Origin of the sequence: Clavibacter sp. VKM Ac-2872 (assembly GCF_015351105.1) — a bacterium.
In the GTDB taxonomy this organism is placed as follows: domain Bacteria; phylum Actinomycetota; class Actinomycetes; order Actinomycetales; family Microbacteriaceae; genus Clavibacter.
Map to the genome: position 1 here is coordinate 339,236 of NZ_JADKRR010000003.1, position 17,639 is coordinate 356,874.

The window sequence follows — 17,639 nt, forward strand, 5'->3', positions numbered from 1 at the left end:
TCCGTCTCGTCAGTGCTGCTCGGTGTGCTCGGTCCCGGACGGAACGTCCTGGTGCCCCTCGGCGGCCTCGACGGCGGCCCGGGCCTCGGGGGTGCCCGGTCGCTTCGCCTCGGTCCAGCCGACCATGTTGCGTTGCGGCGCCACCGAGATGCCGAGTGCGCCGGGCGGGACGTCCTTGCGGATGACGGCACCGGCACCCGTGTAGGAGCCGGTACCGATACTAACCGGTGCGACCAGGACGTTCCGCGAGCCGAGGTGCACGTGGTCGCCCACCTCGGTGTGGTGCTTCGCGTGCCCGTCGTAGTTCGCGAAGATCGCGCCGGCGCCGATGTTGGTGTGCTCGCCGATGGTGGCGTCGCCCACGTAGCTGAGGTGCGGGACCTTGCTGCCGGCGCCGATCTCCGCGTTCTTCGTCTCGACGTAGGCGCCGATCTTCCCGTCGTCGCCGAGGCGCGTCCCGGGTCGCAGGAAGGAGAACGGGCCGACCGTCGCGCGGGCGCCGATGACGGCCAGCTCCGCGTCGGTGCGGCGGACCACGGCGTCCTCGCCGACCTCGGTGTCGCGGAGGGTCGTGTCGGGGCCGACCGTCGCGCCGGTCGCGACCGTGGAGGCGCCGAGGATCTGCGTGCCCGGGAGGACCGTGACGTCGGCGGCGAGCGTGGCCTTGACGTCGATCCAGGTGGTGCGCGGGTCCTGGATCGTCACGCCCGCGAGCTGCCAGCGCCGGATGATGCGCGCGTTCAGCTCGGTGGCCGCCGCCGTGAGCTGGACGCGGTCGTTGATGCCGGCGACGAGCCAGCTGTCGCGCACCGGCAGGCCCTCGATGGCGCCGCCCGCGCGGCGGATCACGTCGGCCGCGTCGGTGAGGTACTTCTCGCGCTGCGCGTTGTCGGTGCCGATGGCGCCGAGGGTCTGCCGGAGCGCCTCCGCGTCGAACACGTAGACGCCCGCGTTGACCTCGTCGATGCGGAGCTGATCGCCGGTCGCGTCCTTCTGCTCGACGATGGCCTCGAACGCGCCGTCCTGGCCGCGGATGATGCGGCCGTTGCCGGTCGGGTCGTCGAGGCGCGCGGTGAGGAGGGTCAGGTCGTTGCGCGCCTGGCGGTGGGCGGAGACGAGCGAGCGGAGGGTCGCGGCGTCGAGCAGCGGCACGTCGCCCGAGAGCACGACGACCTGGCCGGTGAAGCCCTCGGGCAGGGCCGTGATGCCCACCTCGACCGCGCGGCCGGTGCCGGGGATCTCGTCCTGGTCGACCACGAGCGCCTGCGGCGACAGCGCGCGCACGACCTCGACGACCTGGTCACGATCGTGGCGGACGACCGTGACGATGTGGCGCGCGCCGAGCTCCTCCGCGGTCGCGAGCACGTGGCCGACGAGCGGCAGGCCCGCGAGCGGGTGCAGGACCTTCGGGAGGCGCGAGCGCATGCGGGTGCCCTGGCCGGCGGCGAGGATCACGACCGCGATGGAGGGGCTGCGCGGCTCGCCGTCCACGTCGAGCTCGCCCGTCACGATGGGGATCTCGCGGGTCGTCGGCGTGATGTCTGAGTCGGTCATGGCGATCTCCCTGATCCTCGTGCGTCTGTCCGGCGCGGCCGGCGGGCGTGGCTCCGCCCCCAGGATTCGAACCTGGACCTCACAGCTCCAAAGGCTGAAGTGCTGCCGTTACACCAAGGCGGACCGCTCACGGTCCGGCCGTGCGCACGACGAGTCTGCCAGAGGTGCCCGCGGGCGGAGGACTCGCGTCCGGCGGGGAGTCAGGCGCCGCGCGCGCGGCGTCGGCGGAGGACGCCGCGGATCCGCAGCGCCAGGAGGAGCGCGCCGCCGACCGCGAGCCCCACGGCCCCGCCGACGGGCACGCGCGCGTCGAAGGCGCCCTGCTGGAAGGGCCACAGCTGGCTGGCGAGGGCGGCGATCCCGAGCAGGAGCGGCGTCAGCACCGCCGCGACGAGGGCCTCCTGCGACGGGGTCATGGGCTCGGCGTCGCGTCGGCGATCGCGGATCGTCGTGCCGACGAGGGCGCCCCACATCGGCAGCGCCAGGCCCAGGTTCGCGACCGGGACCAGGAGGACGGCGACGACGAGGGCCAGCCCGAACCCGCCCACGTACCACCACGGCATGACGGAGCGGAGGGAGGGGAGGTCGGCCATGCTCCTCACGCTAGCGACCGGGCGCACGCCCCCGGACCGGCATGATGGGGGGATGCCCAGCCGCGACGAGGTCGACCGCATCGTCGACGCGTGGCGGCGCGAGCGGCCCGACCTCGACTTCTCCCCGCTCGAGGTGCTGTCGCGCGTCGGCCGCCTGTCGCGTCTGCTGGAGCGCGCCCGGCGCTCGGCGTTCCAGGAGTCGGAGCTCGAGTCGTGGGAGTTCGACGTGCTGTCGGCGCTGCGACGGGCGGGCGATCCGTACCAGCTGAGCCCCAAGGCCCTCCTGCAGCAGACGCTCGTCTCCTCGGGCACCATGACGAACCGCATCGACCGGCTCGTCGCGCGCGGTCTCGTGGAGCGGCGGACGGACCCGCACGACGGGCGCGGGATCCTCGTGGTCATGTCGGACGCGGGCCGCACGCGCGTCGACACCGCCATCACCCGGCTCGTCGCCGAGGAGGCGGAGCTGCTCGACACGATGCCGGGCGCCGACCGCGACGTGCTCGCGGGGCTGCTGCGGCAGCTGATCCTCGACCTCGACGACGACGGGGTTTGACCTGCCCCTCCCGGGCCGACGCTCCGGCTCAGGCGTGCGCGACGCAGCGGCGCGCGGCCGGGCGGATCTCGAGCCGGCCCGCCGGGATCGCCTCGCCGCACACCTCGCAGCGCCCGTAGGCGCCCGCGTCGAGGCGCGCGACCGCGGCGTCGACGTCGGCGAGGCGGATGCGCGCCTCGCGGATCATCGCGTCGGACTGCGAGCGCTCGAACGCGAGGGTCGCGCCCTCGGGGTCGTGCTCGTCGTCGGAGTTGGCGTCCTGGCGCGCCTCGACGATGGCGGCCACGTCGCGGTCGAGGCCGCGGATGAGGGCGAGCGTGTCGGCCCGGAGCGCGGCGAGGGCCGCGCGCGGATCCAGCCGTGCGGGCGCGGCGTCGTCGACCACGATCCGGCTAGGCGGCGACGAGGGCGTGCGCGTCCGCGAGGAGCTCGACCGAGCGGAGGCGCTCGGGCGTCTGCTGCGAGGCGTGCCCGACGATGACCTCGTCGACGCCCGCCTGCTCCGCGAACCGGTTCGCGTAGTCGGAGACCTCGGCGCCGGTGCCCAGCCCTGTGTAGGTCATCATGCTGGCGACGTGCGCGCCGACGGGCGCCTCGAGGAGCCGGTCCAGCTCGTCGTCCGTGAAGGTCTGCGTGGCCGGGATCTGGCCGCTCTGGCGGAGCAGCATCATGAGGCGCGCGCGGCGGACGCCGGCGAACTGGCGCTCGGCGTCGGCGCGGTCGTCGGCCGCGATGGCGTTGATGCCCGCGATCGCGTACGGCGCGTCGAGCTGCTCCGACGGGCGGAAGTCGCGGCGGTAGATCGCGATGGCGTCGAGCAGCATGTCGGGCGCGAAGTGCGACGCGAAGGCGAACGGCAGGCCGAGGGCCGCCGCCAGCTGGGCGCCGAAGGTCGAGGACCCGAGGATGTAGAGGGGCACGCGCGTGCCGGCGCCGGGCGTCGCGGACACCCCGGGCACCTGGCTCTCGCCGGAGAGGAAGCCCTGCAGCTCGACGACGTCCTCGGGGAAGCGGTCGGAGGATCCCGGGTCGCGGCGGAGCGCGCGGAACGTGGCCTGGTCGCTGCCGGGGGCGCGGCCGAGGCCGAGGTCGATGCGACCCGGGTGCAGCGTCTCGAGGGTGCCGAACTGCTCCGCGATGGTGAGCGGCGAGTGGTTCGGCAGCATGACGCCGCCGGACCCGAGCCGGATCGTGGACGTCTGGCTCGCCACGTGCGCGATGAGCACGCTCGTCGCGCTGGACGCGATCGAGGCCATGTTGTGGTGCTCCGCGTACCAGACGCGGCGGTACCCGCTCCGCTCGGCCTGCTGGGCGAGGGCGACGGACGCGGCGAAGCTGTCGCGGGCGGTCTCCCCGGGGGCGATGGGGGCGAGGTCGAGGATGGAGAGCGGGACGGTCATGCTCATCCCAACAGCGCGGGTGCCTCGACTGTTCCGAGCTGGTCCCGAGCGGGGGCGGCGGGTGAGGCGGCCGTCGTCTCGTCACGGCGCGCGGCGTCCGCGCGACGACGGCGCGCGACCGACCACGCGGCCACGACACCGGCGAGCGCCGCGCAGACGGCGGTGGCGAGGAGGATCCGCGCCCCCTCCCCCGGCCCGGCCGGCACGAGCGGCAGCAGGATCTGCACGGCGAGCACGAGCATCACCCCGGCGATCACGGTGTCGAGCACCCGCCAGGCGGCCGGCCGCGCGAGCACGGGCGCGAAGACCCGGGCAGCCGTCGCGATCAGCGCGAACCAGACGCAGCTGGCGACCATGGCGCCGATGCCGAACGCCCAGCGGCCGTCGCCGTGGCCGGCGGCGACGGATCCGACGAGGAGAACCGTGTCGAGGTAGACGTGCGGGTTCAGCCAGGTGAGCGCGAGGCAGGCGGCCACCACGGTGCCGAGCGCGCGCGGCGCGGACACGGCGACCGCGAGGCCCCGGGGGGCGACGGCGCGCAGCAGCGAGAGGGCCGCGTAGCCGGCGAGGAAGCAGGCGCCGAGGATCCGGATGACGACGATCGCCACGGGTGCCGCCTGGATCAGCGCGCCGACGCCCGCGACGCCGAGGCCGATGAGGATGACGTCGGAGACCGCGCAGATGAGGACCACGACGAGGACGTGCTCGCGCCGCGTGCCCTGCCGCAGCAGGAACGCGTTCTGCGCGCCGATCGCGGCGATGAGCGAGAAGCCGAGGCCGAAGCCGGAGAGCGCGTGCGCGAGCGGGTGCATGCCCCCACGGTAAGCACCGGGCGCGCATCAGACCAGCTCACGTTCCTGGTGCACCATTAGCATCGCTGATGATGGACATCCGCACCGAGCACCTGCGCACCCTGGCCGCCGTCATCGACACGGGCACCCTCGACGCGGCCGCCCGCGCGCTCCGGCTCACCCCCTCCGCGGTGAGCCAGCGGATCACGGCCCTCGAGCGCAGCGCAGGACGCGTCCTGCTCCGCCGCACCCGGCCGGCCACCACGACGGAGGCGGGCGACGCCGTTCTGCGGCACGCGCGCCAGGTGCTCCTGCTCGAGCGCGACCTCGACGGGCTGCTCGGCGTGGGCGACGGCGACGCGCCCCGCACGGGGACGACGGCCGTGCCCGTCGTCGTGAACGGCGACTCGCTCGCGTCGTGGCTGCTGCCCGCGTTCGCGGCGCTGGCGGCGGAGACCGGGCAGGCGGTCGAGGTGCTGCGTGAGGACGAGCACCACTCCCTCGACCTGCTGCGCGACGGATCCGCGATGGCCGCCGTCACGAGCGTGAGGGACCCCGTGCAGGGCTGCACCTCGGAGCGCCTCGGCCGGATGCGGTACCGCGCGCTCGCGACGCCCGCCTACGTCGCCGCGTACCTGCCCGACGGGCCGACGCCGAGCGCGCTGGCGCTGGCGCCGCTCGTGATGTTCGACCGCAAGGACGCCATGCAGGACCGCTGGCTGCGGGGCCGCCGCGCGCCTGCCGGCCAGCCGCGCCACTACGTGCCGTCGTCGGCGGAGTTCGTGACGGCGGTCACGCTCGGCATGGGCTGGGGCATGCTGCCCGACCTGCAGAGCGAGGAGCTCGTCGCGTCGGGCGCGCTCGTGCCGCTCGACGCCGGATCCCACGTGGACGTGGCGCTGCACTGGCAGCGCTGGAGCGTCGACTCCCCCGTGCTCGCGGAGCTCACCCGGCACGTGCGCACCGCGGCCGCCTCGCTCCGCTAGGGAGCGGGCGGCCACGGAACGCGTCGACGGGGGCCGCGTCAGCGCCGGAGCGCCGCCCGCGCCATCCGGTTGCCGGCGAACTGCACCACCTGCACGAGCACGATGATGACGAGCACCGCCGCCCACGTCACGACCGGCTCGAACTGCCGGTAGCCGTAGACGATCGCGAAGTTGCCGAGACCGCCGCCGCCGACGGAGCCCGCCACCGCGGTCATGTCCACGATGCCGACGAAGGCGAAGGTGTAGCCGAGGATCAGCGGGCCGAGCGCCTCCGGGATCAGCAGCGTGAAGATGATCCGCACCGGGCTCGCGCCCACGGACCGGGCCGCCTCGATCACGCCCGGCTGCACCGTGAGCAGGTTCTGCTCGACGATGCGGCTGATCGCGAAGGACGCGCCCAGGGACAGCGTGAAGATGATCGCCGGCTGCCCGATGCCGGTGCCCGTGACCAGGCGGGCGAGGGGCTGGGCCGCGACCAGGAAGATGATGAACGGGATCGGCCGGAAGGTGTTGACGACCACGTTGAGGACCGCGAACACGGCCCGGTTCGGCAGCAGGCTGCTGGCGCGCGTGAGGTAGAGGCCGAGGCCCATCAGGAGGCCGCCGAGCCCGCCGAACAGGACGGTGAGCAGCACCATCACGAGCGTCTCGACCGTGGACTGGCCGAAGAGCGGCAGGAGCGGGGTGAGCGCGTCCATCTCAGACCACCTCCGTCACGGTGACGCCGGCGCGGTCGGCCGCGAGCACCTCGTCGATGCGCGCGGGATCGCCCCCGAGCGCGAGGGTCAGGTTGCCGAACGTGCGGCCCTGGATGTCGGTGATCCCGCCGTGCACGACCTCGAAGGCGATGCCCGCATCCGCGAGCGCCTGGAACACCTCGGTCTGCGTCGCGCCGCCGTCCGCGAAGGACAGCGCGACCAGCCGGCCGGGATGGCGGCGGCGGAGGCGCTGGACCTCGTCCGTCTCGGGGACGCCCGCGACGACCGTGGACACGAATCGGCGGGCCGCGTCGCTCGTGGGACGGGAGAACACGTCGAAGACCTCGCCCTGCTCGATGACGCGGCCGGAGTCCATGACGGCGACGCGGTGCGCGATGGACTTGATGACCTCCATCTCGTGCGTGATGACGACGATGGTGACGCCCAGCTCCTCGTTGACCCGGCGCAGCAGCGCGAGGACCTCGCTCGTGGTCTCGGGATCCAGCGCGCTCGTGGCCTCGTCGGCCAGGAGGATCGCGGGGCTCGTCGCCAGCGCGCGGGCGATGCCGACGCGCTGCTTCTGTCCGCCGGACAGCTCGTCGGGCCGGGCGTGCGCCTTGTCGGCGAGGCCGACGAAGTGCAGCAGGTCGCTGATCCGCCGCTGCTGCTGGTCCTTCGGCATGCCCGCGACCGTGAGCGGGTACGCGACGTTGCCCCACACGGTCTTCGAGGTGAAGAGGTTGAACTGCTGGAACACCATGCCGATGCCGAGCCGGAGCTTCCGCAGCTCGCGCTCGGGGAGGGCCTGGATCTCGCGGCCGTCGACCGAGACCGTGCCGGAGGTGGGCCGCTCGAGCGCGTTGACCAGCCGCACGAGCGTGCTCTTCCCGGCGCCCGAGTAGCCGATGATCCCGAACACCTCGCCGCGGCGGATGTCGAGGTCGACGTCGGCGAGGGCATGGAGCCCCGCATCCCCCTTCGCGCGAGGCGGGTACAGCTTGCCGACGCCGCGCAGGGAGACGTGCGGGGCGTCCGTCATCGAGCCGCCTTCTTCTCGGCGACGGCCTTCTCGGTGGTCGTGAGGAGGCTCTGCAGCTCGTCGGCCGGGGTCTGCAGCGGGATGGCGGTGCCGCCCGAGTTCTCGACGACCGCGTCCACGACGGCGGGGGTGTCCCGGAAGATCTGCGCGAGCTTCAGGTAGGTCTCGTTCTCCGCGTCGGCGGCGCGGGCCGCGAACACGTTCACGTAGGCGAGCGCCTTCGGGTCGCTGGGGTCGTCCTGCGCGATCGCGTCGTCGGCGGTGAGGCCGGCGTCGGTGACGAAGTCGTTGTTGATGATGACGGCGTCCGCGTCCGGCAGCGACGTGGCGGTGAGCGCCGCGTCCACCGTGGTGACGCTGACCTTCGAGGCGCCCTGGTCGATGTCGTCGAGCGTGGAGACGCTGGATCCGCCGCCCTTCAGCGTGAGGAGGCCCTCGCGCTGGAGCAGGAGGAGGCCGCGCGCGAGGTTCGACTCGTCGTTGGGCAGGATCACGGTGCCGCCCTGCGGGATGTCGGCGACCGACGTGTGCTTCGAGGAGTACAGCCCGAGCGGGTAGATCGCGGTGGCGCCGATGGGCGTGAGGTCCTCGCCCGCGCCCTCGTTGTACTGCGCGAGGTAGACGAGGTGCTGGAACTGGTCGAGGTCGATCTCGCCCTCCGAGAGCGCCGGGTTCACCTGCGGGTACTCGGTGAAGTCCACGATCTGCACGTCGATGCCCTCCTTCTTCGCCGCGTCCACGAAGAGCGGCCACTGCGGGTCGCTCGCGCCGACCACGCCGATCTTCACCGCCTTGCTGCCGCCGCCCGAGAAGGCGCCGGTGGCGAACAGGACGGCCGCGACGACCGCGAGGACGACGACGACCGCGCCGATGAGGAGGCCGAGGCGGTTCCTCCGCTTCGGGGCGTCGATCAGGGGTGCCTGGGTGGTCATGGTGATCCTCTCGGTGGTGCGGGTGCCGGTGCTGTCCGGTGGTGGTGCGGGTGCGGGTGCGGGGATGCGGGAGGACGACGCGCGGGTGCGCGCGCCGACGAGGTCCCTCGGGCGCACGGCGGCGCCGCTCGGGATGCTCCCGGGGAGGCGTGCGCGGGACGACGGGCCCGCCGGCGACGCGGGACGCCGATGACGGCCGATGGCCGCGTCCCTGCAGCACCTCGACGGTAGGCGGCCGGGCGGGGGCGTGTCGAACCGGGCCGTAACACGGGGACACCCCGCGCCGGCCGGGAGGATGTGGCAGGGTCGGCCACGGAGGTGCCCATGCACGACGACGACGACGCCGTCTCCGCGCTCCCCCTGGAGGAGCTGCGACGCCGCGTCTACGCGCAGGGGGCCGACGAGAGCGACGAGCGGTGGATCCGCGCGGCCGCCGAGCTCGCCCGCCGCGAGCGCGCGTCCCGGCCGGCCCCGGTCGACGGCGACGCTCCCGCCGACCCGCACGACGCGCCCCCCGCTCCGCCCCGCGGATCCCGTCGCATCGTCGTCGGGGTCGCCGCCGCCGCGCTCGCGCTGGGGCTCGCCGCGGGCGGCGCGGTGGGCGCGACCCTGGTCGGCGGATCGCCCGTCACGACCTCCGCCGACGGCGCGCCCAGCCCCGGCGCGGACGCGCCCCCAGCCGCCGCGGGATCCGGCCCCGCCCCGGGCGCGAGCCCCGACGGCCCCGCGCTCCTCGGCCCCGACTCCACCTCCGACCAGCGCAGCCGCCCGGTCGCCGCGATCTTCGACGGCCCGCAGGAGGACGGCGACCGCCCGCCCAAGGCCGTCCGCGCCGACGTCGACGCCACCACGATCCGCGCGGTGCAGACGAGCGTCGGCCTCTACGCCGGGCTCTCCGTCTCGGACGACCTGTGCCTCCTGGTCTTCCCGAGCGGCGGCGCCGGGGTCGTCACCTGCGCGTCGCCCGACCGCGTCGCGTCCGACGGGCTCCGCATCTCGTGGACGACCGAGTTCCCGTCCCGCAACCGCGACGGCTCGACGGGCATGATCACGGGCGACGTGACGGCGACCTGGTCGGGCGACGACCTCATCACGCTCACGACGCCGGACCGCATCCTCGCGTACTGAGCGGCCTCTCCCGGACCGCATCGGCCGTGTGGGAGGGTCGACGCGTCGGAAGGGGACACCGCCATGGACGCACGGGGAACGGGGTCGGACGACGACCTCACCACGCTCCCGCTCGACGCGCTCCGGCAGCTCGTCTACGCGGAGGGCGCCGACGAGACCGACGAGCGGTGGATCCGCGCGGCCGCCGAGCTGACCCGCCGCGAACGCGCGTCGTCCCCCGCCGCGGTCGATCCCCGCCACGCCGAGGCTCCCGCCGAGTCGTCCGCCGACGCGGACGCGCCCGCGCGCTCCGGCCGCCGGACGCTCGCGTGGGCCGGCGGCGCGCTCGTCGTCGGGCTGCTCGCGGGCGCGGGCATCGCCGCCGGGCTCGGCGGATCCGCGGCACCGTCCGCCGAGCCCTCCGGCAGCGCGTCCGCCGAGCCGACCGCATCGGCGCAGGAGCCGCCGGATCCCGCGAGCGTGCGCTCACTGCTCGGCACCGACATCCTCGGCCGGTCGCGCGCCATGGGGATCTCGGGCATCCTCGACCGCCAGCAGGAGCAGGCGGACACGCCGCCCCGCTCGCCCGACGGCGACGTCGACCTCAGCTCCATCCGCGGCGTGCAGACGAGCGTGGGCCTCTACGCGGCGCGCACCATCTCGGACGACGTGTGCCTGCTCGTGTACCCGTGGACGGGATCCGTCCCGGCGGATGGGGACAGCCCCGGGTCCGGGATCATGTCGTGCGTCCCGTCCGCCCAGCTCGCCGCCTCGGGCCTCCAGGTCACGTGGGTCGCGAACGTCCCGACGCGCGCCTTCGACGGCAGCGTGACGATGGGCGCGGGGACGCTCACCGCCGCGGTCGACGGCAACGGGATGGTCACCCTCGCGTCGCCGGACCGCGCGGTCGCCTACTGACCACCCGCCGCGTCAGCCCTCGAGCAGCTCGCTGAGCTCCATCCAGCGGCTCTCGAAGGCCTCTACCTCGGCCTCGATGGCGCGCACGCCCTCGTTGAGCTTCCCGAGGCCGTCGTAGTCGTTCGGGTCGTGCTCGGCCATGGCGTCGAGCGCCTGGCGGCGGCGCGTGTCGGCCTTCTCGAGCTTGCGCGTGATGCTCGCGAGCTCCTTCTGCGCGTTCCGCAGCTCGGCGCCCTGGAGCTGCGAGCCGCCGGATCCGCCGAGCGTCGCCGTGGCCTGGCCGCCGACCTCGTCGGGCCGGGCGACGGTCGCCTTCTCGGCGTTGCCGGGCTGCGACCGGAGCTTGAGGTACTGCTCGACGCCGCCGGGGAGGTGGCGCAGGTTCCCGTTCATCACCGCGTACTGCTGGTCGGTGACGCGCTCGATGAGGTACCGGTCGTGGCTCACGACGAGGAGCGTGCCGGGGAACGAGTCGAGCAGGTCCTCCATGGCGGCGAGCATGTCGGTGTCGAGGTCGTTGGTGGGCTCGTCGAGGATGAGGACGTTCGGCTCGTCGAGCACGATGAGGAGGAGCTGGAGCCGGCGCTTCTGGCCGCCCGAGAGGTCCTTCACCGGCGTGGACAGCTGCGCGCTCGTGAAGCCGAGGCGCTCGAGGAGCTGACCGGGCGTCATCTCCTTGCCGCCCGCGACGTAGGTGGTGCGCTGGCGCCCGATGACCGTCGAGACGCGGTCCTCGAGCACGTCCTTGAGCTCGTCCAGCTGCTGCGTGAGCACGGCGACCTTGATGGTCTTGCCGCGCTTCACCTTGCCGGTGGTGGGCTGCAGGGATCCGGCCACGAGCGACAGCAGCGTGGACTTGCCCGCGCCGTTCACGCCGAGGATGCCCGTGCGCTCGCCGGGCGCGATGCGCCACTCGACGTCCTTCAGGATCTGCTTCTCACCGTAGCTGACGGACACGTCGAGCAGGTCGACGACGTCCTTGCCCAGCCGCTGCATCGCCATCGACGCGAGCGAGACCGTGTCGCGCGCGGGCGGCTCGTCGGCGATGAGGGCGTTGGCCGCCTCGATCCGGAACTTCGGCTTGGCCGTGCGCGCGGGCGCCCCGCGGCGCAGCCACGCGAGCTCCTTCTTCATGAGGTTCTGCCGCTTCGCCTCGGAGACCGCGGCGCTGCGGTCGCGCTCGACGCGCTGCAGGATGTACGCCGCGTAGCCGCCCTCGAACGGCTCGATGAGCCGGTCGTGGACCTCCCACGTGGCGTTCGCGACCTCGTCGAGGAACCACCTGTCGTGGGTCACGACGATGAGGCCGCCGGAGTTCGGCGCCCAGCGGCGGCGGAGGTGGCCGGCGAGCCAGGCGATGCCCTCGACGTCGAGGTGGTTGGTGGGCTCGTCGAGGAAGAGCATGTCGTGGTCGCCGATGAGGAGCTTCGCGAGCGCGACCCGGCGGCGCTGGCCGCCCGAGAGGTTCGCGACGTCGGCGTCCCACGGGACGTCGGAGGCGAGGCCGTCGATCACGTCGCGGACGAGCGGGTTGCCCGCCCACTCGTGCTCGTCGATGCCGCCGACGATCGCCTCGCCGACGGTCTGGCCGTCGGGCAGGGTGTCGCTCTGGTCGAGCACGCCGATGGTGATCCCGCGGCGGCGCGTGACGCGACCGCGGTCGGGCTCGAGCCGCCCGGCGAGGAGGGAGAGGAGGGTCGACTTGCCGTCGCCGTTGCGTCCGACGATGCCGATCCGGTCGCCCTCGTTCACCCCGATGGTCACGTCGTCGAAGATCACGCGCGTCGGGAACTCGAGGTGGAGCGCTTCGGCTCCCAGCAGATGGGCCACCGCACGAGCCTAGGTGACCCCGACCCGGGGAATTCCCGCGGAGCGCCCGCCGTTGGCCTCCCACGTGGCCCGCGAGGGCCGCGCGCTCGACGGGGAGCACCCGCCCCGCCGCCGCCGCGCCGGGACCAGCCCACCGCGAGGAGCGCGCATGACCACCACCGGCACCCCGACCGCATCGATCCCCGTCGCGGATGCACGCGCCGCCGCGCCGGTCCGCCGCGAGTCCGCCGCCGGCCTGCTCGTCTACGCGCTCACGCTGCTCGTGCTCGTCGCATCGGGCGCCGCGCCCTCGCCCCTCTACCCCGTGTACCAGGAGGAGTGGGCGCTGCCGCCCGTGGTGCTCACGCTCGTGTTCGCGGTCTACGTCGCCGGGCTCCTCGCGACGCTGCTCACCGCGGGCCGGCTCTCCGACCACATCGGCCGCCGCCCGGTGATCCTCGGCGCCCTCGTCGTCTCCGTCGCCGCCATGCTCGTCTTCGCGTTCGCGCACGACGGGCTCGCGCTCGTGATCGCCCGCATCCTCCAGGGCCTCGCGATCGGCCTCGCGACCGGCGCGCTCGGCGCGGGCATGATCGACCACCAGCCGCGGCGCCGCTCGGGCCTCGCCGCCTTCCTCAACGGCGTCGTGCCGCCCGTGGCGCTGACGGTCGGCGCGCTCGGCAGCGGCTTCCTCGTCGCCTACGGGCCCGCTCCCGAGGAGACGGTGTTCGTCGCGCTCGCCGGGCTCATGGTCGCCGCGGGCGTCGCGGTCGCGTTCGTGCCCGAGCGCCAGCCGCGCCGCGCGGGCGCCCTCCGCTCGCTCGTGCCGTCGGTCGCCGTTCCGCGCGCCGCCCGAGCCGTGTTCACCGCGGTCGTCGGCGGCATGATCGCGAGCTGGGCGCTCGGGGGCATGTTCCTGGCCTTCATCGGATCCGTGCTCGGCACGACCTTCGGCCTGCACAGCGCCGCGCTCACGGGCGCCGCCATCGCCGTCTTCACGGGCACGGGCGCCATCACCGGCATCGTGATCCGCACCCGCGACGCCCGCCGCAGCCTCATCGTCGGCGTGATCGCGCTCGTCCTCGGGCCGATCGGCCTCGTGGCGGCGATCTGGACCGCCTCGCTCCCCCTCTTCGGCGTCGCCGCGGTGGTGGGCGGCGTCGGCTTCGGCGCCGGGTTCCAGGCGGGGCTCCGGCTCGTGCTCGCGGAGGCGCCCGTCGACCAGCGCGCGAGCCTCCTCTCGTCCGTCTACGTGGCGAGCTACCTCGCCTTCGGCCTGCCGAGCATCGTCGCGGGGATCTTCGTCGAGGCGGACGGCCTGCCCCTCGTGCTCACGGTCTACGGCGCGTTCGTCGCGGCGAGCGCCCTGGTCGCGCTCGTCCTGCAGCTCGCGGGCCGCCGCACGCGCCGCGCGGAGCGGATCGCCGACGCGCGGGAGGCCGCCGGGTAGACGCCGCGCCGCGGCTCAGGACAGCGGCCGCCGCCGCACGGGCTCCGGGGTAGCATCGTGCTCGCCGAACGGCCGGGACCCGGAGCGGACCCCGCCCGCCGGCCCCCGGACCGGCATCCCGCCCGGCTCCGGTCCCGAACGGAAGGTCGCCTCCATGGCGTTCATCGTCGTCCTGCTCGTCCTCTGGCTGATCCTCACCGTGGTCGGCTTCGCCATCAAGGGCCTCATCTGGCTCGGGATCATCGGCATCATCCTCATCCTCGGCACGATCGTGCTCGGCAGCCTCCGCCGCCGCTACAACGCCGCGAAGACCCCCAAGGCGTAGCGCCCGCCCGCTCTCCCGGGCCCTCCGCCGACGACGGGCTATCCTCGTCTCGGACCGCGGGACCGCCACGTGCAGGTCGCCGTCCGCAGGGGGCCCGCCGGCCGCTCCTGTCCGCACGCGCTGCACGTCCCGGAGAGACCATGATGCGAACGCCCCCGCACGCCCGCGCCCCGCGCACCGACGGCCGGCCGGGCAGGGCGTCGCTCCTCGTCTTCCTGGCGGCGTTCATCGGGATCGGCGTGCTGTGCGTGCTGTGGGCGGTCACGACGCCGCTCGGCGCGAGCCCGGACGAGCCCGCGCACATGAACAAGGCGGCCTCCGTCGTGCGCGGCCAGCTCGTCGGCGACGTGACCGACGACCCGCAGGTGCGCGTCGTCCAGGTGCCCGCCGGTGTCGCGTACTCGGATCCCTCGGCGTGCGCCCGGCACGACGGCGAGAAGACGGCCGACTGCGCTCCCGGCTTCCCCGCCGGCGACGCGGCCGACCGCATCGTCTCCACCGAGACGAGCGCCGGCCTCTACGACCCCGTCTACTACGTGCTCGTCGGCTGGCCGACGCTCATCTGGGGCGGCAGCACCACCGCCGTGTTCGGGATGCGCCTCGTGAGCGCGCTCCTCTGCACGCTGCTCGCGGCGGGAGCGCTGGCGTACCTCGCGCGCCTGCCGCGCCCCGTCCTCCCCGTGCTCGCCACCTTCGCGGCGCTCACGCCCATGACGCACTCGCTGTTCGGATCCGTGAACCCCAACGCGTTCGAGATCGCGGCGACCGCGGCGTTCGCGGCCGCCTACATCACGGGCCTCGTGCGCGGCGGCCCCGTGAGCTGGCGCACCGCGGCGTTCCTCGCGGTGACCGGCGGCCTGCTCGTGCACGCGCGCGGCCTGTCGCCCATGTGGCTCGGCGTCGTCGTGGTGGCGGGCGCGTGCCTCGTCGGCTGGTCCCGCTTCTGGGCGTACCTGCGCCGGCCGCAGGTGCTCACCGCCGTGGGCGTCGTGGCCGTGTCGACCGTGCTCGCGATCGTGTGGATCCTGCGCACCGGCTCGCTGGCGGCCGTCGGCGTGTACGAGCGCGCGGGCACCAGCTTCGGCGAGGGCCTCGTGATCATGCTCGAGCGCACCTTCGACTACGCCCGCGACATGGTGGGCAACTTCGGCTGGCTCGACACCGCCATCCCCTCGTACGCGGTGTTCCCGTACTTCGTGGGCTGGGGCGTCATCGTCGCCGCGGCCCTCATGATCCCGTCCGCGAAGGGCGGACGGCGCGCCGTCGTCGTCGCCCTCGTCGGCTTCGTCCTGCTGCCGGCGCTCGTGCAGGCGACCTCGGTGACGAAGTCCGGCTTCGTGTGGCAGGGCCGCTACAACCTGCCCGCGTACCTGCTGCTGATCATGGTGGCGGCCGTCGTGGCGGCCCCCGCGTTCGACCGCGTGCCCGCCCTCGTGCGCCGCCGGATCCTGGTGCTCGTCGCGGTCGTGCACGCCGCGGCCGCGTTCGTCGGCCTGATGACCTTCCTGCGCCGCAACTCCGTGGGCCTCAGCGCCTCGTGGTCCGACCTCCTGCTGCGACCGCGCTGGTCGCCGCCCGTCGTGGGCGTGGAGCCGTGGATCCTCGTGATCGCCGCCGGGTCCGTCGTGGCCGGCGCCGCGCTGCTCCTGGCCGTGCTGGCCGCCCGGCGCGACGCCCCCGCCGAGACGGCGCTCGACGCCGGGCCGCGCGGGCTCCCGGGCGTCGGCATGCCGGTCGCCGCCGCCGGCCGTGGCACGGTGGCCGCGTCGGCCGAGGCGCACCACCCCGACGACACGGCCGACGCCGCGCCGACGGCAGCCGTGCACGCGACGGCCGACGGGTCGCGCGACGCATGAGCACCGGGATCCCCGGCCGCCTCGCGCGCTTCCGCTCCGGCCGCCTCTACGGCCCGTTCGTCTACCTCGCGGTGGGCGGCGTGGCCTTCGTCGTCGACCTCGGACTGCTCATCGTGGGACGCGACCTCCTCGGCTGGCCGCTGGCCGCCGCGAGCGCGACCTCGTTCTGGGCGGGCCTCGTCGTCAGCTACGTGATGCAGCGCTTCCTGACGTTCCGCGACCAGCGGTCGGACTGGCACAGCCTCTGGAAGTACGGGGTGCTCGTGGCCGTCAACTCGCTCGCCACCGTGCTGATCATCGAGCTGTTCGACCGCATCGGCCTCGGCTACATCGTCGGCAAGTTCGTGTCGACCGCCCTGACGACGCTCTGGAACTACGCCGCCTACAGGTTCTGGGTGTTCGCGGACCGGTCGGCGGTCCCCGTCGGGGACGACGGGGCGGACGACCCGCGCCCGTCGGAGCCCGCCGCCGGCTGATCCCGGTCGGCGTCCGTCGCCGGAGCCGCGTCCGGGCGGCCCGTGCGCGCCTCCTGCTCGAGCTCGCGCAGGCGCAGGTCCGTCATCGCGCTCTCCTCGGCGAGGCGACGCACCTTGTCCTCCAGGTCGGTGAGCTCGGCGCTGAACTGCACGCACACCAGGAAGATCACGACGATGCTCGCGAAGAACGCGAGGTTGAGCGGCTCCTGCACGCCGAGGAACGCGGCGAGGCCCGAGAGCAGCGGCGGGAAGATGCTGATGACCAGCGCGATCATCCCCGCGACGAGCCACCAGACCGCGTGACGCTCGCGGAGGCGCCGGCGACGGAGGCGCTCGATGACCACGCCCACGGCCAGCAGGGCCGCGACGAGGGTGAAGACGTAGCTGGTGGGGTTCACGCGGTGACCGCCTTGACGGGTCGGCTGATGGGACGGATGAGGGCGATCACGAGCGCCATGCCGGCGCGCGCCAGGTAGATGGCGGCCTTCGCCGGGTTGTGCGACGCGACGCCGCCGGCGCGGGGCCGCATCGACACGGGCACCTGCTCGATGGTGAGGCCGTGGCGGGCCGCGATGACCAGCGACTCGACCGTGTCACCGAGGTACTCGGCCGGGTAGTTCTCGGCGAAGAGCGCGACGGCCCGGGGGCCGGACCCGCGGTAGCCGGAGGTCGTGTCGGTGAGGGGCGTGCGCGCGATGCGGCTGAGGGTGAAGCTCAGGAACTTCATCGCCCACTTGCGCGGGCCGGACACCTCGTAGTCGCCCTCGCCGGCGAAGCGCGCGCCGATGACGACGTCCTTGCGCTCGAGGGCGGCGAGCAGCTGCGGCACGCTCTCGGGGTTGTGCTGGCCGTCGGAGTCGATCTGGATGACGTTGTCGAAGCCGTGGCGCTGCGCGTAGCGGAACCCGGCGCGCATCGCGCCGCCGACGCCGAGGTTGAACGGCAGCTCGAGCACCCGGGCGCCCGCGGCCTGCGCGACCTCGACCGTGCGGTCCTTGGATCCGTCGCTGACCACCAGGCACGCGATGCCGGGGAGCGTGTCGAGGACCTCCCGCACCACCTGCCCCACCGCCTCCTCCTCGTTGAACGCGGGCATGACGATGAGGGTCGTGCTCAGGCTGGCGGGCATGCTGAGAGGGTAGCAAGCCG

The 17,639-nt window shown here is 74.1% G+C and carries 19 protein-coding genes and 1 tRNA gene; 8 read left to right on the plus strand and 12 right to left on the minus strand.

The annotated features are described in order from the left end of the window. Nucleotides 1-9: 9 nt before the first annotated feature. From glmU to ITJ40_RS14400, 3 genes are all read right to left on the minus strand, one after another. Nucleotides 10-1,554 (minus strand): bifunctional UDP-N-acetylglucosamine diphosphorylase/glucosamine-1-phosphate N-acetyltransferase GlmU, encoded by a 1,545-nt coding sequence (gene glmU / locus ITJ40_RS14390; protein WP_194667723.1) that lies wholly within the window; start codon nt 1,552-1,554, stop codon nt 10-12. 48 nt (nt 1,555-1,602) lie between these two features. Further along, a tRNA-Gln gene (locus tag ITJ40_RS14395) sits at nt 1,603-1,677 on the minus strand. Nucleotides 1,678-1,754: 77 nt separating this feature from the next. Then, nucleotides 1,755-2,147, minus strand: coding sequence for a hypothetical protein (locus ITJ40_RS14400; protein ID WP_194667724.1), 393 nt, complete (start codon nt 2,145-2,147; stop codon nt 1,755-1,757). 52 nt (nt 2,148-2,199) lie between these two features. Between ITJ40_RS14400 and ITJ40_RS14405 the strand changes: the two genes are divergently transcribed. Then, nucleotides 2,200-2,703, plus strand: coding sequence for a MarR family winged helix-turn-helix transcriptional regulator (locus tag ITJ40_RS14405; RefSeq protein ID WP_194667725.1), 504 nt, complete (start codon nt 2,200-2,202; stop codon nt 2,701-2,703). Nucleotides 2,704-2,731: 28 nt separating this feature from the next. On the opposite strand, the gene ITJ40_RS14410 is transcribed toward ITJ40_RS14405, so the two are convergent. Genes ITJ40_RS14410 through ITJ40_RS14420 form a run of 3 tightly spaced genes read right to left on the minus strand, consistent with a single transcriptional unit; the run spans nt 2,732 to nt 4,915 of the window. Further along, a complete protein-coding gene (locus ITJ40_RS14410; RefSeq protein ID WP_194667726.1) occupies nt 2,732-3,088 on the minus strand; it encodes a TraR/DksA C4-type zinc finger protein in 357 nt (118 codons plus the stop codon). A gap of 7 nt (nt 3,089-3,095) precedes the next feature. Further along, on the minus strand, nt 3,096-4,103 hold the full coding sequence (locus tag ITJ40_RS14415) for an LLM class flavin-dependent oxidoreductase (RefSeq protein WP_194667727.1): 1,008 nt from the start codon (nt 4,101-4,103) through the stop codon (nt 3,096-3,098). Between the two features lie 2 nt (nt 4,104-4,105). Beyond that, complete coding sequence (locus ITJ40_RS14420; protein WP_194667728.1) at nt 4,106-4,915, minus strand: LysE/ArgO family amino acid transporter; 810 nt, start codon at nt 4,913-4,915, stop codon at nt 4,106-4,108. A 68-nt stretch (nt 4,916-4,983) separates the two neighbouring features. Here ITJ40_RS14420 and ITJ40_RS14425 point away from each other — a divergent pair, with 68 nt between their 5' ends. Then, nucleotides 4,984-5,880 (plus strand): LysR family transcriptional regulator ArgP, encoded by an 897-nt coding sequence (locus ITJ40_RS14425; protein ID WP_194667729.1) that lies wholly within the window; start codon nt 4,984-4,986, stop codon nt 5,878-5,880. 38 nt (nt 5,881-5,918) lie between these two features. Here the strand turns inward: ITJ40_RS14425 and ITJ40_RS14430 are convergent, their stop codons facing one another. From ITJ40_RS14430 to ITJ40_RS14440, 3 genes are read right to left on the minus strand one after another with little or no spacing between them, the layout of a single operon-like run. Continuing rightward, nucleotides 5,919-6,578, minus strand: a complete 660-nt coding sequence (locus tag ITJ40_RS14430; RefSeq protein ID WP_194667730.1) for a methionine ABC transporter permease — start codon at nt 6,576-6,578, stop codon at nt 5,919-5,921. Between the two features lies 1 nt (nt 6,579). Further along, on the minus strand, nt 6,580-7,617 hold the full coding sequence (locus ITJ40_RS14435; protein WP_194667731.1) for a methionine ABC transporter ATP-binding protein: 1,038 nt from the start codon (nt 7,615-7,617) through the stop codon (nt 6,580-6,582). Further along, nucleotides 7,614-8,549: a MetQ/NlpA family ABC transporter substrate-binding protein gene (locus tag ITJ40_RS14440; protein WP_194667732.1), complete on the minus strand. Its 936-nt coding sequence runs from the start codon at nt 8,547-8,549 to the stop codon at nt 7,614-7,616. The genes ITJ40_RS14435 and ITJ40_RS14440 overlap by 4 nt, the downstream gene beginning before the upstream one ends. Nucleotides 8,550-8,873: 324 nt before the next feature. Here ITJ40_RS14440 and ITJ40_RS14445 point away from each other — a divergent pair, with 324 nt between their 5' ends. Together ITJ40_RS14445 and ITJ40_RS14450 are read left to right on the plus strand one after the other, a co-directional pair. Further along, nucleotides 8,874-9,677, plus strand: coding sequence for a hypothetical protein (locus ITJ40_RS14445; protein ID WP_194667733.1), 804 nt, complete (start codon nt 8,874-8,876; stop codon nt 9,675-9,677). Between the two features lie 63 nt (nt 9,678-9,740). After that, a complete protein-coding gene (locus ITJ40_RS14450; RefSeq protein WP_194667734.1) occupies nt 9,741-10,574 on the plus strand; it encodes a hypothetical protein in 834 nt (277 codons plus the stop codon). Between the two features lie 12 nt (nt 10,575-10,586). Here ITJ40_RS14450 and ITJ40_RS14455 read toward each other — a convergent pair whose 3' ends face one another. Next, nucleotides 10,587-12,404, minus strand: a complete 1,818-nt coding sequence (locus tag ITJ40_RS14455) for an ABC-F family ATP-binding cassette domain-containing protein (protein ID WP_194667735.1) — start codon at nt 12,402-12,404, stop codon at nt 10,587-10,589. A gap of 148 nt (nt 12,405-12,552) precedes the next feature. Here ITJ40_RS14455 and ITJ40_RS14460 point away from each other — a divergent pair, with 148 nt between their 5' ends. The 4 genes from ITJ40_RS14460 to ITJ40_RS14475 all read left to right on the plus strand — a co-directional run bounded on the left by ITJ40_RS14460 (nt 12,553) and on the right by ITJ40_RS14475 (nt 16,490). Beyond that, nucleotides 12,553-13,833 (plus strand): MFS transporter, encoded by a 1,281-nt coding sequence (locus ITJ40_RS14460; protein WP_194667736.1) that lies wholly within the window; start codon nt 12,553-12,555, stop codon nt 13,831-13,833. Between the two features lie 154 nt (nt 13,834-13,987). Next, on the plus strand, nt 13,988-14,158 hold the full coding sequence (locus tag ITJ40_RS14465; protein ID WP_167435227.1) for a hypothetical protein: 171 nt from the start codon (nt 13,988-13,990) through the stop codon (nt 14,156-14,158). Between the two features lie 140 nt (nt 14,159-14,298). Next, nucleotides 14,299-16,014, plus strand: a complete 1,716-nt coding sequence (locus tag ITJ40_RS14470) for a DUF2142 domain-containing protein (protein WP_194667737.1) — start codon at nt 14,299-14,301, stop codon at nt 16,012-16,014. Beyond that, on the plus strand, nt 16,011-16,490 hold the full coding sequence (locus tag ITJ40_RS14475) for a GtrA family protein (protein ID WP_194667738.1): 480 nt from the start codon (nt 16,011-16,013) through the stop codon (nt 16,488-16,490). The genes ITJ40_RS14470 and ITJ40_RS14475 overlap by 4 nt, the downstream gene beginning before the upstream one ends. Here the strand turns inward: ITJ40_RS14475 and ITJ40_RS14480 are convergent. Together ITJ40_RS14480 and ITJ40_RS14485 are read right to left on the minus strand one after the other, a co-directional pair. Continuing rightward, nucleotides 16,397-16,888, minus strand: a complete 492-nt coding sequence (locus tag ITJ40_RS14480; protein ID WP_194667739.1) for a DUF2304 domain-containing protein — start codon at nt 16,886-16,888, stop codon at nt 16,397-16,399. The genes ITJ40_RS14475 and ITJ40_RS14480 overlap by 94 nt on opposite strands. Then, the gene (locus ITJ40_RS14485) at nt 16,885-17,619 is read right to left on the minus strand and encodes a glycosyltransferase family 2 protein (protein WP_194667740.1); all 735 of its coding nucleotides are present in this window, start codon (nt 17,617-17,619) and stop codon (nt 16,885-16,887) included. Before ITJ40_RS14485 ends, ITJ40_RS14480 begins: the two co-directional genes overlap by 4 nt. Between the last annotated feature and the right edge of the window lie 20 nt (nt 17,620-17,639).

Bases quoted from the DNA above. Each gene is read 5' to 3' on its own strand.
- glmU (WP_194667723.1), bottom strand. From the start codon at position 1,554: ATGACCGACTCAGACATCACGCCGACGACCCGCGAGATCCCCATCGTG.
- ITJ40_RS14400 (WP_194667724.1), bottom strand. From the start codon at position 2,147: ATGGCCGACCTCCCCTCCCTCCGCTCCGTCATGCCGTGGTGGTACGTG.
- ITJ40_RS14405 (WP_194667725.1), top strand. From the start codon at position 2,200: ATGCCCAGCCGCGACGAGGTCGACCGCATCGTCGACGCGTGGCGGCGC.
- ITJ40_RS14415 (WP_194667727.1), bottom strand. From the start codon at position 4,103: ATGACCGTCCCGCTCTCCATCCTCGACCTCGCCCCCATCGCCCCCGGG.
- ITJ40_RS14420 (WP_194667728.1), bottom strand. From the start codon at position 4,915: ATGCACCCGCTCGCGCACGCGCTCTCCGGCTTCGGCCTCGGCTTCTCG.
- ITJ40_RS14425 (WP_194667729.1), top strand. From the start codon at position 4,984: ATGATGGACATCCGCACCGAGCACCTGCGCACCCTGGCCGCCGTCATC.
- ITJ40_RS14430 (WP_194667730.1), bottom strand. From the start codon at position 6,578: ATGGACGCGCTCACCCCGCTCCTGCCGCTCTTCGGCCAGTCCACGGTC.
- ITJ40_RS14435 (WP_194667731.1), bottom strand. From the start codon at position 7,617: ATGACGGACGCCCCGCACGTCTCCCTGCGCGGCGTCGGCAAGCTGTAC.
- ITJ40_RS14440 (WP_194667732.1), bottom strand. From the start codon at position 8,549: ATGACCACCCAGGCACCCCTGATCGACGCCCCGAAGCGGAGGAACCGC.
- ITJ40_RS14445 (WP_194667733.1), top strand. From the start codon at position 8,874: ATGCACGACGACGACGACGCCGTCTCCGCGCTCCCCCTGGAGGAGCTG.
- ITJ40_RS14450 (WP_194667734.1), top strand. From the start codon at position 9,741: ATGGACGCACGGGGAACGGGGTCGGACGACGACCTCACCACGCTCCCG.
- ITJ40_RS14460 (WP_194667736.1), top strand. From the start codon at position 12,553: ATGACCACCACCGGCACCCCGACCGCATCGATCCCCGTCGCGGATGCA.
- ITJ40_RS14465 (WP_167435227.1), top strand. From the start codon at position 13,988: ATGGCGTTCATCGTCGTCCTGCTCGTCCTCTGGCTGATCCTCACCGTG.
- ITJ40_RS14470 (WP_194667737.1), top strand. From the start codon at position 14,299: ATGATGCGAACGCCCCCGCACGCCCGCGCCCCGCGCACCGACGGCCGG.
- ITJ40_RS14475 (WP_194667738.1), top strand. From the start codon at position 16,011: ATGAGCACCGGGATCCCCGGCCGCCTCGCGCGCTTCCGCTCCGGCCGC.
- ITJ40_RS14485 (WP_194667740.1), bottom strand. From the start codon at position 17,619: ATGCCCGCCAGCCTGAGCACGACCCTCATCGTCATGCCCGCGTTCAAC.